The organism is Rickettsia aeschlimannii, from assembly GCF_047973405.1.
Classification (GTDB): Bacteria; Pseudomonadota; Alphaproteobacteria; order Rickettsiales; family Rickettsiaceae; genus Rickettsia; species Rickettsia rickettsii.
This window is the reverse complement of sequence record NZ_JBFQGO010000004.1, coordinates 63094-76092: the sequence shown is the minus strand read 5'-3', so window position 1 is coordinate 76092 and position 12999 is coordinate 63094. Positions and strand designations below refer to the sequence as shown.

The window sequence follows — 12999 nt, the reverse complement described above, 5'->3', positions numbered from 1 at the left end:
TTATACTAATAATTTACTGGATACCGTGGATAAGCTACGGTATGAACAATGAGTAAATAAATGACCGACACAAATAATTACCGAATCATCGCAAATAGGGTTATTTCTAATGAAGCAAGTGCTTTAGAAAAATTATCCGAAAATATCCCTGAAGACTTTAACAGAATTATAGAATTTTTACTATCTTTCAAAGGACGGATAATCCTAACTGGCATAGGTAAAAGCGGTTATATTGCAAGAAAAATAGCTGCTAGCTTTTCTTCAACCGGTATGCCTGCTTTTTATTTACATCCGGCAGAAGCAAGTCACGGCGATTTAGGTATGGTGACAAGAAATGATCTAGTAATTATGTTATCTAATTCCGGTGAAACTAAAGAACTATTTAATATAATTGAATATTGCAAGAACTCTTCCATAAAAATTGCTGCAATGACAATGAATAAAAATTCTACTTTAGCTAAAAGAAGCGATTTTTTATTAATAGTACCTGAATACCCGGAAGCTTCTGTAATTGGAGCTCCTACTGTATCATCTTTAATCATGCTATCACTCGGTGATGCTTTAATGACTGTTATACATGAAAAACGAGGCTTTACTAAAGATGATTTTAAAATTTATCATCCGGGAGGTATAATCGGTGCTAATTTAACAAAAATTAAAAACCTAATGCGTAGCGGTGATGAAATACCTTTAGTATATGAAGATACTTCCTTTGCCGAAACTATAATTATTATGAATAAAAAACGCTTAGGTTGTACGCTTGTAACAGATAAAAACCAAAATTTGGTGGGAATTATAACCGATGGGGATTTACGTCGTCATATTAACAATCAAATCCACTTAAAAACAGCATCAAGCATTATGACCAAAAACCCTATTTATATCTCATCGGAAATATTTGCAAAAGAGGCTTTAAATTTAATGAAAGCCAAGAATATCACTAATATACCAATTGTTGATGATAATATTATTATAGGCATTATTCATATTCATGATTTACTATGCATAGGGGTTAGCTAAAATCTATGCCCTCTTCTTATAAACGGCGAAAAAAAATTTGGAAATCTGTATATCTTTTAATAACAGTTGGAATTTTGTATATAGGATATATATTAATTAAAAGCGGTTATATTAATGAAGAAAACGATATTAACGTTACAAAAAAAAGTTTAAAAGATAATAAGAATTTTGACTTAAAGTATAATATTATATTGAAAGATTCAATTTTTGAAGGAGTAAGTAAAAATTTAAATGCGTATAAGATTAAAACTGAACGAGCTATAAAAGAGTCGGATAATAAATATAAACTAGATATAATAAATGCTGTTTATAACGTAAATCAAGACCAAACTCTTATTATCAATGCGAAAGAAGGCTTTTTAGATGAAGAATCAAGCATATTAGATTTAAAAAACGATGTAAAACTTTTTTTTGATGAGATCATATTTAACGCTAACGATGTAAGGATTGATTTAGTAAATAAGAATATAACCGGTCATTCCCCTGCTAAGTTACTTTACAAAAACTCTTCAATTACTTCGGATAGTTTTAATACGAAAGATGAAAGTAATATTATAATTTTTAAAGGCAATGTCTCTACAATCATCGATTTATCGGATTAGACATCTTTCCAAACCAGCTTATAGAGAGGAAGTTAAAGGAGACATGGAACGCAGCACCACAGCGTACAAAGAAGTACGTGAGGATACGAGTACCGATTCGACGTCTAAATTACCTCTAGAAGCGAAGTTTGGAAAGATGTCTATTATTAAACTTGTTTTACTTCTTATAATTAGTACCATAATATATGCTAATGATAAAAATATTTCAAATTTACATATCACATCTGATAGTTTAATTATTGATAGAACCAAACAAAAAGCAGCATATCTTGGAAATGTTATTGTTTACTTCGATAATGCGATACTTAGAACGAAAGAATTATATATTTTTTATAAAACAATAGATGAAAAGCAAACTATTGATCATATAGTTGTCCCTACTAAATTGACTGTAGAAAGAAAAATAAATAATGAATTATTACTTGCAGATAGTGCTAAATATTTTTTCGATAATAAACAACTTATTCTACTTGGTAATATAATATTACAGCGTGACGATAATGTTTTAAAAACTAATAAACTAATCTATTATGTAGATATTATTAAGAAATAGAGCTATTTACCGTTGGTACGTCATTGCAAGCGATTGCAAGAAGTGTGACAATCCGGAAAATAATTAAAAAAAATGCTAAAGATTAGTATTTTTAACTGGATTGCTTCGTCAATTGCTATGCAATTTCCTCGCAATGACGTTGAAAATTAATCCACGCAACAAAATCTTAACAAATAAAAAAGATGGACAGCTTACACGTTAAAAATATATCAAAATCCTACAAAAAAAGGAATATATTAACTGATATATCTCTGAATATAAAACAAGGAAAAATAGTTGGTTTATTTGGTCCGAATGGAGCCGGTAAAACAACTTGCTTTAACATTATTATCGGTTTAATGAAACCGGACTCAGGGCAATTACTTTTAAATGATATAAATATTACCAACTTGCCTATTTATTTACGAGCAAGGCTTGGAATCGGCTATCTTCTTCAAGAACCTTCTATATTTCGGGGATTGTCGGTTGAAGATAATATTAAGGCTGTAGTTGAGATATCTGAAAATGATAAAGAAGTAATTGAACAAAAAACCTATAATTTGTTAGAGAAGTTTTCGATAGCTCATTTAAAAGATTTATCCGCTGCTAGCTTATCAGGCGGTGAAAGGCGTAGGCTTGAGATTGCACGTGCACTTGCAATAGAGCCTAAATTTATCATGCTTGATGAACCGCTTGCCGGTATTGACCCACTTGCTATTTCCGATATCAAAAATCTAATTACTTATTTACGTGAATTTAATATAGGTATATTAATTACCGACCATAATGTACGTGATACTCTAGATATAGTCGATCGTGCTTATGTTATTTTTGAAGGTAAAGTATTATTAGAAGGAAGTGCTAAGGAAATAGCAAATAGCAAGAAAGTTAAGGAAGTGTATTTAGGTGAGAGCTTTAGTTTCTAGACTATGCAAATTCGTCATTGCAAGCGACTTGCAGGTGTTGTTGTATGGATTGTTTTATGTCATTCACGCGTAGGCGGGAATGACATCGAGTAGGTTTCCCAAGCCATGCAACAAGGCTCTTTTGCAGGAATGACATAAGAGCCATGTAATAATATTCAAAACAGTTTTCTATGCAAATTAACAAAGAAATTTTTAGGGCTTATGATATAAGAGGCAATAGTCTTAAAGATTTAACGAAAGAAGTAGCTTATAAAATCGGCTTTGGTTTTGCTGAGATGACTATAACGAAAGATAACGATAAAATCTGTATCGGTTTAGACGGTCGGCTTAGCTCCCCTACCCTTTGTAAAGCTTTAGAACTAGGATTAACTAATGCAGGGGCTGAAATCATAAATATTGGCGTAGTTCCAACGCCGGTTTTATATTTTGCCGATAAACACTTTACGCCTGCCGGTAGTATTATGGTTACGGGATCACACAATCCTCGTGACGATAACGGCTTTAAAATACTACAAAACGGTAAACCTTTTTTCGGTGATCAAATACAGGAGTTATTGACTAAGATTTTGGATAACTACTCCAATACCACACCAGCATCCCCTTATGTCATTCCTGCGAAAGCAGGAATCCATAATATACAATCTAAATACCTAAAACGTGTTTTAGATGGAATAAACATTAATCCAAAATTAAAAGTAGCTTGGGATTGTGGCAATGGAGCAACCGGCGATATTGTTGAAGAACTTAAAAAGCATCTCTCAAACAAGAATATAATCATACATAGTAAGATTGACGGGAATTTTCCAAGCCATCATCCTGATCCTACAAATCCTGCTAATTTGCAGGAGCTAATAAAAGTGGTTAAAGAACAAAATTGTGACCTTGGTATAGCTTTTGACGGTGACGGTGATAGAATCGGCATTATAAGCTCAAGCGGTAAAATATTATTCGGTGATCAAATTTTATGCATTTTTGCTGAGGATATTTTAAAGGAAAATCCAAACGCAACTATAATAGTTGATGTAAAAGTCAGCCAATTTATAGTTGCTAAAATAAAATCATATGGAGGACATCCTATAATATGGCGAACAGGTCATCCTTTTATTAAAAGCAAAATGCTTGAGACAAAGGCTTTACTCGCTGGCGAAATGAGTGGGCATATATTCTTTGCCGATAAATATTTTGGTTTTGACGATGCAATTTATGCAGCTCTTAGATTTTTAGATTTACTTAGTAGATCAAGTAAAACTCTAGATGAGATAATAGAAGATATACCGAAAGGCTATAGTACACCGGAAATTAAAATTTTTGTTCCTTCAGAGTTAAAATTACAAATTATTAAAGAGATTAAAGAAAAATCATTAGAAGAGAAAATAGAGTTTAATGATATAGACGGTGTACGGGTAAATACTGTACATGGTTGGTGGCTCTTGCGTAGCTCTAATACCGAATCTATTATAGTTGCAAGGGCTGAATCAGATAGTAAGAATGGTTTAGAGGAAATAATCACTATAATTAATAAATATCTTGAAAAATACGGGTTATTAATTAATTATTAAAATATTATTTTATATATTTTTCTTACATTTAATTAATATAAAGAAAAATAATATGTTAAAAATCTTAGATATCAATCACTCATTTGTTGATACTAAATTAGTTACAATAATACCAATAGGTGCAAATAAATACATTAAATATTAACATTGAGGCACCATTAGTAATAAAACATAAAGACCTTGAGCCTACTGATAATCCTCTCATTTTTAAACTTAACAGTGACGTAGCCGCATCTAACCGTTTAAATAGTCTGACCATTGACTACAGTGATGCAGGCTTATTTAGTGGTCCAATTATTAGTTATGACAACAAACTTGGTACAATAACATTTAGTAGATCGACAGATAGTAATGCTAATACTGAGACTTTAGGAAATACTATTAATACTGATGAAACCGTTTAAGGGTATGAGGTCATTCCTGCTAGGTGTTGTTACATGGATAGGTTTTTCCGTTATTGCGAGGAGTTGCGTTAGCAACGACGCGGCAATCTCATAAGATAATATAAAAAAACTCCTGAGATTGCTACGCCAGCATAAATGCTGGCTCGCAATGACGATATAAGTTCGTATTTATTAGTTAAACAAGTGACAAAGAAAGAAATATACTCAAATGATTTGGAGAATGGGAATGTAAAACGAGGAGTGAGTACGCACAGCCTATATTTAATAGGTGATCCGAAGTTTTGCAGAAACAATTCTTCAAAGCAGAAGAGTATAATTATATTATGTGGTCCGACTGCTAGCGGGAAGTCTTATTTAGGTCATGAACTAGCTAAAGCTTATAACGGCGAAATCATTAATATCGACTCAATGCAGGTTTATAAGGAAATTCCTATTATTACCGCCTCTCCTCCGAAAAGCTACAAAACTGAAATCTTGTATCACTTGTATAACTTCTTATCAATGACAGAAGATTTCTCGGTAATAAAATATCTAAAACTTGCGATAGAAAAAATAAAAGAAATAACCGACAGGGGTAAGCTACCTATATTAATAGGTGGAACGGGTTTATATATCAATTCTTTAGTTTTTGGCTATAATAATATTCCTGATATATCAGAAGATTTACGAGAACAGGTAAGAAACTTACATGTTAAAATAGGCAATATAGAATTATGGGGTAAATTAGAGAAGCTTGACCCGCTTGCTGCTTCTAAAATAAACCAAAATGATACTCAGCGTTTAATTCGAGCTTATGAAGTATTCATGCAAACCGGTAAATCTATTTTTTCTTTTCAAACTTTGCCAAAAGAACAAATCTTATCTGATTTTAATTTCAAAATTATTTTCTTAAATCCTGAGCGAAAATTTTTATATAAAATATGTGATGAGCGTTTAGATAAGATATTTAAAGAAGGGGCAATTGACGAAATAGCTTTAATAAAAAAGCAATTTGCTCCTAAAGATTATACGAATTTGAAAGCTGTAGGGATAAAAGAAATTTTAGCTTATTTAAACGGCAATCTCACTTTAGATGAGGCTTTAAATGCAGCTCAAATACGAACCCGTCAGTATGCTAAAAGACAAGTTACTTGGTTTAAAAATCAGATACAAGATAAAATCACATTGGAATATGCTAACCAAGAAGAATTTACTCAAACTTTAAAAAACCCTTTTAAAACTATATAGCTTATCTACGTATTTCTTCTTTCTTTTTATTATTGGAAATAGGAGTAATGGAAAGTGTATTTGTCTTAGGTCCTACAATATTAATCTTACTATTTAAATTTGAGATGATACTTTGTGCTTCTTTTAAATACATCAGCCGGAACTTTATTTTCTAATTCTGGTTTCTTATCAGATTTTTGATTAAAATAACCAACTCCCGCTTTAACAACATTTAGTATTTGTTTAATAATATTCAGTGCTTGCCCTTCTTTCCAAATTAAACTACCTATATTAGTAGCAATATTATAATATATTTTTTATTTTCAATATTTTCTAAGATTTGAATCAGCTTATCCGGTTGATTGAGCGTAGGTGTGAGTATACTATATAATTCTTTCTTATCGAGCTTATTTATACCGGGTACATCTTTTAAAGTTTTATCTAAAATACCTGTAAATATTTCCTTATTATCGTTTAAATATTTTTTGATCTCTGGATTATCTTTAGTTAACATTACCAATTCTTTAGCTATTCCCGTATAATCATATAATCACCTTTAACAAATCCATTACCTTTTTTAATGATTCAGGATTATCAAGTAATATGGGCATTACATTCGTAAGTTTTGTAGTATCTTTTGTTTCTAGTCCATAATTTTCAAGCTGCTGTTTTATAGTTTGGCTATTTTTTTCATCTTGCTCTAAAATGCCTTTAATTAAATTATCGAATAAACCCTCTTTACTTTGCTCTACTAATATATTTTAACTTAAATGAAAGTTCGTTAAAAGCAGTAATTACACGGCTTGTTACGATCATATCATCGCCTTTATTTATATCTGTAATAATAGCATGTGCAATTTCCAGTTTTGACATAACTTCACCTACTATACTAAGCATTTGTTTATCGAAATTATATTCTTTCGTCATGCTTTGTATATTCGGGGTATTTTCAATAATAGCTGAGGCAATATCTGGTAAGACTGTTTTATTATCAGCAAAAAAACTTTTTAATTTATCGTCACCCGCTACCATTTCTAAAGATTTCTCAAGAGCCGCCATTACTCCTTGATTTGCATTCAGAGTATCAAAAATCTCTGTTGTTTCAGGCATTTTATTTAATAAAGTAGGAATAGTATCTACAGTACTCGGATCAACTTTATAGCTTTCAAAATATTCTTTTAAGAAAGGTTTAGCTTGTTCTTTAGTTTCTATTAAGAAACCTTCTATAATTATTTATTTTTCAGGAGATAATTTATTAAACCTTTTTAGAGCATTAGGATTGTTTATATTTTCAGCCAGCTCTTGTTTAAACTCAGGATATTCATTTTTTCATTAAAAAATTTTAAGCAATTTTTATCCGTGGATAACATTTCTAATGTTTTAGAAGTTACTTTATTATAGTCCGGTACTTCTTGCTTTATCTCAAGTGAAATTTCTTGAAGGCTTTTAAGTACAACATCATTTTTAAAACATTCTTTTAATGTTGTAAGACCCTTGTGATCTAGAAAACTACCTTCTTGAAATTCTCTAAAACCTGCTTTTGCTAAGATTTGTCCTATTTTTGGTAAATCATCGGCATGCTTTTTTAGAAAATCCTATATTTCGGATTTTTCAAGAACAGATTTTTGAAACTTTGAATCAAGATATATATCAGAGGAGCTTGCAAGTTTAACAAGATTATAACTATTTACGGGATTAGTTAAGGCAAACTTCGCACCTTTTAATAATGCTCCTATACTAATTGGTAATATTTTTTTCTTTGGAGATGCAAGGTCATAAATAAAGCTTGTCAATGCCTTGTCTGCATCAGGAGAAGATAATGTCCTTTTAACAGTTTTATTAAAATTCTTTAATTTAATATCTTTAATGGAATTTGTCACTGCTATAAAAATAATGAAATATATTTAATTACATAAACATTAAATTATCTTAAAATTGATTCAAAGAAATAAATTAAGCACTACTTAAATATTTTAATTTATATTACATAATATGGTAATTAAATCAATTTGATCTAAGATTTATGGGGTTATCTGTGTATTTTTTTACTTTTTGTAGGTAATGATGCGTAAGTATGTGATTTATCGTGATTATCTACTATATGTACTTTACTATCTAAATTTGAAACTATATTTTTTGCTTCTTTTAAAACATTTAATTTATTAATATTTTCAAACTCATTTTTAAAGTTATCTTTTAACTTTTCATTGAAGATTTCTTTTGGTAAATAAATTCCACCGGTAATAGTGCCTACCACAGTATATTTAGATTTAGAATTTAAAATAGCAGCGATATTACTTGCTAACTTTTCTAGATTTTTTGGCTCTAAAAAATTATTTATATTATCAGGATTTTCTTTAGAATATTCAGAAACGATAGATTTTAGCATCTGATTTATCATGTAAAAATCTTCACCTCTATTATCACCTTTATCAAAAAGTTTTTGTGATATTTTCTCGCTTAAAATATTTGCCAATAAATTACTCTTAATATTTTGTTTATTTGCAATATTTTCATATAAAGGGTTCAATATTTGTAATGGAGAATTTACATGATTTGTAATATGTTTATATTGATTTGTTTTAGGAGTAGCTAGGTTAGTAACCATATTCATAGGTAATGAATTTAGTTTTTCTATAATATAGTCTTTAATCGTTTGATTTTCTTCATATAATCTTTTTACTTGTTGAGCAATTTTTTGTTTACTAAGTACATTTCTTTTTCCTTCAGCTTGTATTTGTAAAAATACTTTATCAATTGCCTTATCAATTAATTTTGCCTGTTGTTCTTTAATTAGTTTAGGTACTAAAGGAGGGATAGTCTTATCAAGATTGTAAGTATCAGTAAGTAGCATTAAATTATCAGGTAATTTAGCCTCTGCTAAATTAATATTTTTAAAATTACAATCTTTTAAAGAAGTTACTTTAGTTAAATCTGCATTTTTTAATGATACGCCTGAAAAGTCGATATTAGATAAATTACCTACTAATATAGCTCCCTCTAAGCTGAATTTTCCATTTTGTATTTTATGTAAATTATTTCTAAGAGTAATTTCATCTATAGTTTTATCTTTAAAATCTTGTGATGGACTAAATACGTCTTTTACTTTTTCAGTAGCATAGCTAAAACCTGCTTTTATAATATTCGGTAATTGCCCTTCCAAATAATTTGTTTTTTGAGCTAGATTATATATAGCACTAGCAGCCCCACGATAATTACTTTTTTCAACCTCTTCTATAACTTTAACTAATTCATTAGGATGGTTTAATATTGATGGAAGTACATTATATAATTCTTGCTTATCAAGGTTATTTATACCTGGTATGTCTACTAAAGTTTTATCTAAAATACTTGCAAATATTTCTCTATTATTGTTTAAATATTTTTTAATTTCAGGATTGTCTTTAGTTAAAGCTATTAACTCTTTTGCCATTCCCGTATAATCACCTTTAATAAAATCTCGAAAAACCTTTTTTAATGATTCAGATTTATCAAGTAATATAGGCATTATGCTAGTTAGCTTTGTAACATCACTCGCTTCCAGACCATAATTTATAAGTTGTTGTTTTATAGTTTGGCTATTTTTTGCATCTTGTTCTAAAACTCCTGCAATTAAATTATCAAATAGACCTTCTTTACTTTGCTCTACTAATATATCTTTTAATTTAAATGAAGGATCATTAAGGGTGGAGATTATATTACCGGTTAAACTCATATAATCGCCTTTATTTAAGTCTGCAATAATCTCATGAGCAATTCCCGGTTTTGACATAACTTCGCCTACAATACTAAGCATTTGTTTATCAAAATTATATTCTTTTGTTATGCTTTGTACGCTAGGAGTATTTTCAATAATACCTAAAGCAATATTTGGTAAGATTGTTTTATTATTCGCAAAAAAACTTTTTAATTTATCATCACCAACTACCATTTCTAAGGATTTCTCAAGAGATATCATTACACCTTGATTTGGAGCATTAAGAGTATCAAAAATCTCTTTTGTCTCAGGCATTTTATTTAATAAAGTAGGAATAATATCTAAAATTTTAAGATCAATTTTGTAGGTTTCAAAATGTTCTTTTAAGAAAGGTTTAGCTTGTTCTTTTGCTTCTTCTAAGAAATTTTCAATAATTATTTGTTTTTCAGGAGATAACTTATTAAATCTTTTTAGAGTATTAGGATTGTTTATATTTTTAGCCAGTTCTTGCTTAAAATCAGGATGTTCATTAAATATTTTTAATAAATTTTTCTTTTCGGGTTTTTGTAATATATCATCAAAAGTTTTTATATAATCGCTTGGAAGTATTTCAGTTGCTCCTGTACGTATGTATTTCGTAATATCTTCACTCTTTTCGTTAAAGAATTTTTGGAAGTTTTTATCGGTAACCAGCATATCTAAAGTTCTAGAAGTCACTTTATTCCAGTCCGGTAGCTCTTGCTTTACTTCAACTGCAATTTCTTGAAGTTTTTTAAGTACTTGTTCATTTTTAAAACATTCTTTTAGTATTTCGAGTCCCTTTTTATCTAAAGCACTCTTATCTTGAAATTCTCTAAAGCCCGCATTTGCCAGGATTTGACCTATTTTAGGCAAATCATCCGAATATTTTTTTAAAAATTCCCATATTGGAGATTTTTCAAGAAGTGATTTTTGAAATTCCGGATCAAGATATATCTTAGAAGAGTTAGCAAGCTTAACAAGATTATAAGTATTTACAGGATTAGTTAAAATAAATCTTGCTCCGAGTAACATCGTTCTTAAGCTTACACTCTTTGAAGATGATAAGTCCTTAATTACACTCTTTAGTACTTTATTAGCTTTAGAAGAAGATAAAACTTTTTCTACAACTTTTTGATAGTTTTTATTATTTATAACAGCCATAAAATTACTCGAAATTTTTAAATATTCTATATTTTAAAAAATTTTTAAAAATAAAGATCAGGTATTTTAAATTTTTTGTTATTGTTGTTGTTAATATGTATACTTTGACACAACATGTTCAGCATCCGAGGAGTTACAAAGACATGGCTGCCAATTTTTCAAGTTCTATCTGAGTATATTATTTAGCCTCCGCTTTTGGCGTCCATCTCAGTGAATACTTCTTCCCATGAACCGGTAGTCGCTGCTTTTGAATATTCAGTCGCTCTATTTTCAAAAAAGTTCGTATGTTCGACTCCGTTTAGCATTTCATCAAGCCAAGGAAGGGGGTTGTGATTTACCAAATATACATCTTTGAGTCCTAACTGCATTAAACGACGGTCGGCAATATAACGAATATATTGTCTTACTTCATATGCCGTTAATCCCTCAATACCGCCAACTTCAAAAGCAAGTTCAATAAAGGCATCTTCAAAATGCACAATAGTCGTACAAGCTTCATAAATACGTTTACGTAAAGTTTCCGTCCAAACTTCAGGGTTTTCTCTTACAAAAGTTTTAAACAGAGTAATAATTGAGTTAGTATGAAGTGTTTCATCACGCACTGACCAAGCAATAATCTGTCCCATACCTTTCATTTTATTAAAACGAGGGAAATTAAGCATGATCGCAAAAGAAGCAAATAGCTGTAATCCTTCAGTAAAAGCTCCAAATACTGCGAGTGTAGTTGCTATATCTTCTTTAGCATCCACTCTGAATTGCTGCATATAATCATACTTGTCTTTCATTTCCTTATATTTAAGAAATGCTGAATATTCTACTTCCGGCATACCTACCGTATCAAGTAAATGTGAATATGCTGCGATATGTACCGTTTCCATATTAGAAAATGCCGATAACATCATTAATATTTCAGTCGGTTTAAATACTCGTGAATAATGCTTCATATAGCAATTATTCACTTCAATATCTGCCTGTGTAAAAAAACGAAATATTTGCGTTAATAGATGTTTTTCCCCTGGAGTTAAGTTATATTTCCAATCTTTAACATCGTCGGCAAGCGGTACTTCTTCCGGTAGCCAATGAATTTTTTGTTGAGTGTGCCAAGCTTCATATGCCCATGGATATGAAAACGGTTTATAAATTGGACTTGCATCAAGTAGTGACATAATTTTTCTATTTCTTCTTTTGAAAGCTTAGTATATTTAATTATTTTCTCTATCGGCTCATTATCCGCTAACATTTCTTTTGCTATTTCTATATTTCTTCTAGTTTCTCCAATTTCAATACCCTCAGCTTTCCCATCATTATATTTACTTTTTTGATTTAACTCTTCCGTTTGAGCAGCAAGCATCGCTTTAATATAATTATCATATTCTGCTTCGCTCCAGTTAAATTATTCAATAGTTTTATAGGCTGATAATACTATTTCATCTTTTGTATGTTGCGGGTGTTCTTTTGCTCTATCGAATTTAGCCATCATATATAATAACCAATCATCTTCTAAGCTTTCTAACCCATCTGCTTCTTTGGTAAATTTGTCTAATTCAACAAATACGTAAAACAAGCATTTAAGTTGATGCTTACCGTTGCGGACATTAATAGTTTAATGATAGCTAATACATTCTTTTCCCTTGGACAATGCCTGAAATCCAGAAGTAATTAATACCATTACTACAGGAGCTAGATCAGCATATTCTTTTCCTCCTTTTAATTGCGAAGAAAATGCTATACAACTGTAAAATTGTACTCTTGCTAAAAAAGCATCGGCATAGCCCATGCCGGAATTATCTCTAACTTTTACGTCTACTATACTCCTTTTATTCTGCCCTAAATCCGGTACTTGTTCGTTTAAAATATATTCAAGGTCGATA

Annotated in this window: 11 protein-coding genes and 1 pseudogene; 7 read left to right on the top strand and 5 right to left on the bottom strand. The window is 30.2% G+C overall.

The features are described from left to right. Positions 1-60 precede the first annotated feature (60 nt). The 7 genes from AB4K15_RS03915 (at position 61) to miaA (ending at position 6270) form a co-directional block, all read left to right on the top strand. Positions 61-1020 carry a KpsF/GutQ family sugar-phosphate isomerase gene (locus AB4K15_RS03915; protein ID WP_032074228.1) on the top strand — a complete coding sequence of 320 codons (960 nt, stop codon included), beginning with the start codon at positions 61-63 and terminating at the stop codon, positions 1018-1020. Between the two features lie 5 nt (positions 1021-1025). After that, positions 1026-1622: an LPS export ABC transporter periplasmic protein LptC gene (gene lptC / locus AB4K15_RS03910; RefSeq protein WP_032074227.1), complete on the top strand. Its 597-nt coding sequence runs from the start codon at positions 1026-1028 to the stop codon at positions 1620-1622. 136 nt (positions 1623-1758) lie between these two features. Beyond that, the gene (locus AB4K15_RS03905) at positions 1759-2175 is read left to right on the top strand and encodes an LptA/OstA family protein (protein ID WP_500224731.1); all 417 of its coding nucleotides are present in this window, start codon (positions 1759-1761) and stop codon (positions 2173-2175) included. Positions 2176-2357: 182 nt separating this feature from the next. Continuing rightward, a complete protein-coding gene (lptB, locus tag AB4K15_RS03900; RefSeq protein WP_032074226.1) occupies positions 2358-3080 on the top strand; it encodes an LPS export ABC transporter ATP-binding protein in 723 nt (240 codons plus the stop codon). 170 nt (positions 3081-3250) lie between these two features. Next, complete coding sequence (locus AB4K15_RS03895; protein ID WP_032074225.1) at positions 3251-4639, top strand: phosphomannomutase/phosphoglucomutase; 1389 nt, start codon at positions 3251-3253, stop codon at positions 4637-4639. Between the two features lie 119 nt (positions 4640-4758). After that, a complete protein-coding gene (locus tag AB4K15_RS03890; protein ID WP_500224642.1) occupies positions 4759-5043 on the top strand; it encodes a hypothetical protein in 285 nt (94 codons plus the stop codon). A 135-nt stretch (positions 5044-5178) separates the two neighbouring features. Next, on the top strand, positions 5179-6270 hold the full coding sequence (gene miaA, locus AB4K15_RS03885; RefSeq protein WP_032074224.1) for a tRNA (adenosine(37)-N6)-dimethylallyltransferase MiaA: 1092 nt from the start codon (positions 5179-5181) through the stop codon (positions 6268-6270). A 173-nt stretch (positions 6271-6443) separates the two neighbouring features. On the opposite strand, the pseudogene AB4K15_RS03880 reads toward miaA, so the two are convergent. From AB4K15_RS03880 to AB4K15_RS03860, 5 genes and pseudogenes are all read right to left on the bottom strand, one after another. Next, positions 6444-8117, bottom strand: a pseudogene (locus AB4K15_RS03880) (pentapeptide repeat-containing protein); the annotation flags it as partial. Positions 8118-8278: 161 nt separating this feature from the next. Then, on the bottom strand, positions 8279-11128 hold the full coding sequence (locus tag AB4K15_RS03875; RefSeq protein ID WP_032074221.1) for a pentapeptide repeat-containing protein: 2850 nt from the start codon (positions 11126-11128) through the stop codon (positions 8279-8281). A 182-nt stretch (positions 11129-11310) separates the two neighbouring features. Continuing rightward, entirely contained in the window at positions 11311-12294 is a 984-nt protein-coding gene (locus AB4K15_RS03870; RefSeq protein ID WP_500224645.1) for a ribonucleotide-diphosphate reductase subunit beta, read from the bottom strand. Positions 12295-12521: 227 nt separating this feature from the next. Next, positions 12522-12692, bottom strand: a complete 171-nt coding sequence (locus AB4K15_RS03865; RefSeq protein ID WP_500224648.1) for a hypothetical protein — start codon at positions 12690-12692, stop codon at positions 12522-12524. A gap of 39 nt (positions 12693-12731) precedes the next feature. After that, entirely contained in the window at positions 12732-12983 is a 252-nt protein-coding gene (locus tag AB4K15_RS03860; RefSeq protein ID WP_500225709.1) for a hypothetical protein, read from the bottom strand. Positions 12984-12999: the final 16 nt, after the last annotated feature.

What these genes read in the sequence shown, in the direction of transcription:
- AB4K15_RS03915 (WP_032074228.1), top strand. Translation starts at nt 61, where the DNA reads ATGACCGACACAAATAATTACCGAATCATCGCAAATAGGGTTATTTCT.
- lptC (WP_032074227.1), top strand. Translation starts at nt 1,026, where the DNA reads ATGCCCTCTTCTTATAAACGGCGAAAAAAAATTTGGAAATCTGTATAT.
- AB4K15_RS03905 (WP_500224731.1), top strand. Translation starts at nt 1,759, where the DNA reads ATGTCTATTATTAAACTTGTTTTACTTCTTATAATTAGTACCATAATA.
- lptB (WP_032074226.1), top strand. Translation starts at nt 2,358, where the DNA reads ATGGACAGCTTACACGTTAAAAATATATCAAAATCCTACAAAAAAAGG.
- AB4K15_RS03895 (WP_032074225.1), top strand. Translation starts at nt 3,251, where the DNA reads ATGCAAATTAACAAAGAAATTTTTAGGGCTTATGATATAAGAGGCAAT.
- miaA (WP_032074224.1), top strand. Translation starts at nt 5,179, where the DNA reads ATGCTGGCTCGCAATGACGATATAAGTTCGTATTTATTAGTTAAACAA.
- AB4K15_RS03875 (WP_032074221.1), bottom strand. Translation starts at nt 11,128, where the DNA reads ATGGCTGTTATAAATAATAAAAACTATCAAAAAGTTGTAGAAAAAGTT.
- AB4K15_RS03870 (WP_500224645.1), bottom strand. Translation starts at nt 12,294, where the DNA reads ATGTCACTACTTGATGCAAGTCCAATTTATAAACCGTTTTCATATCCA.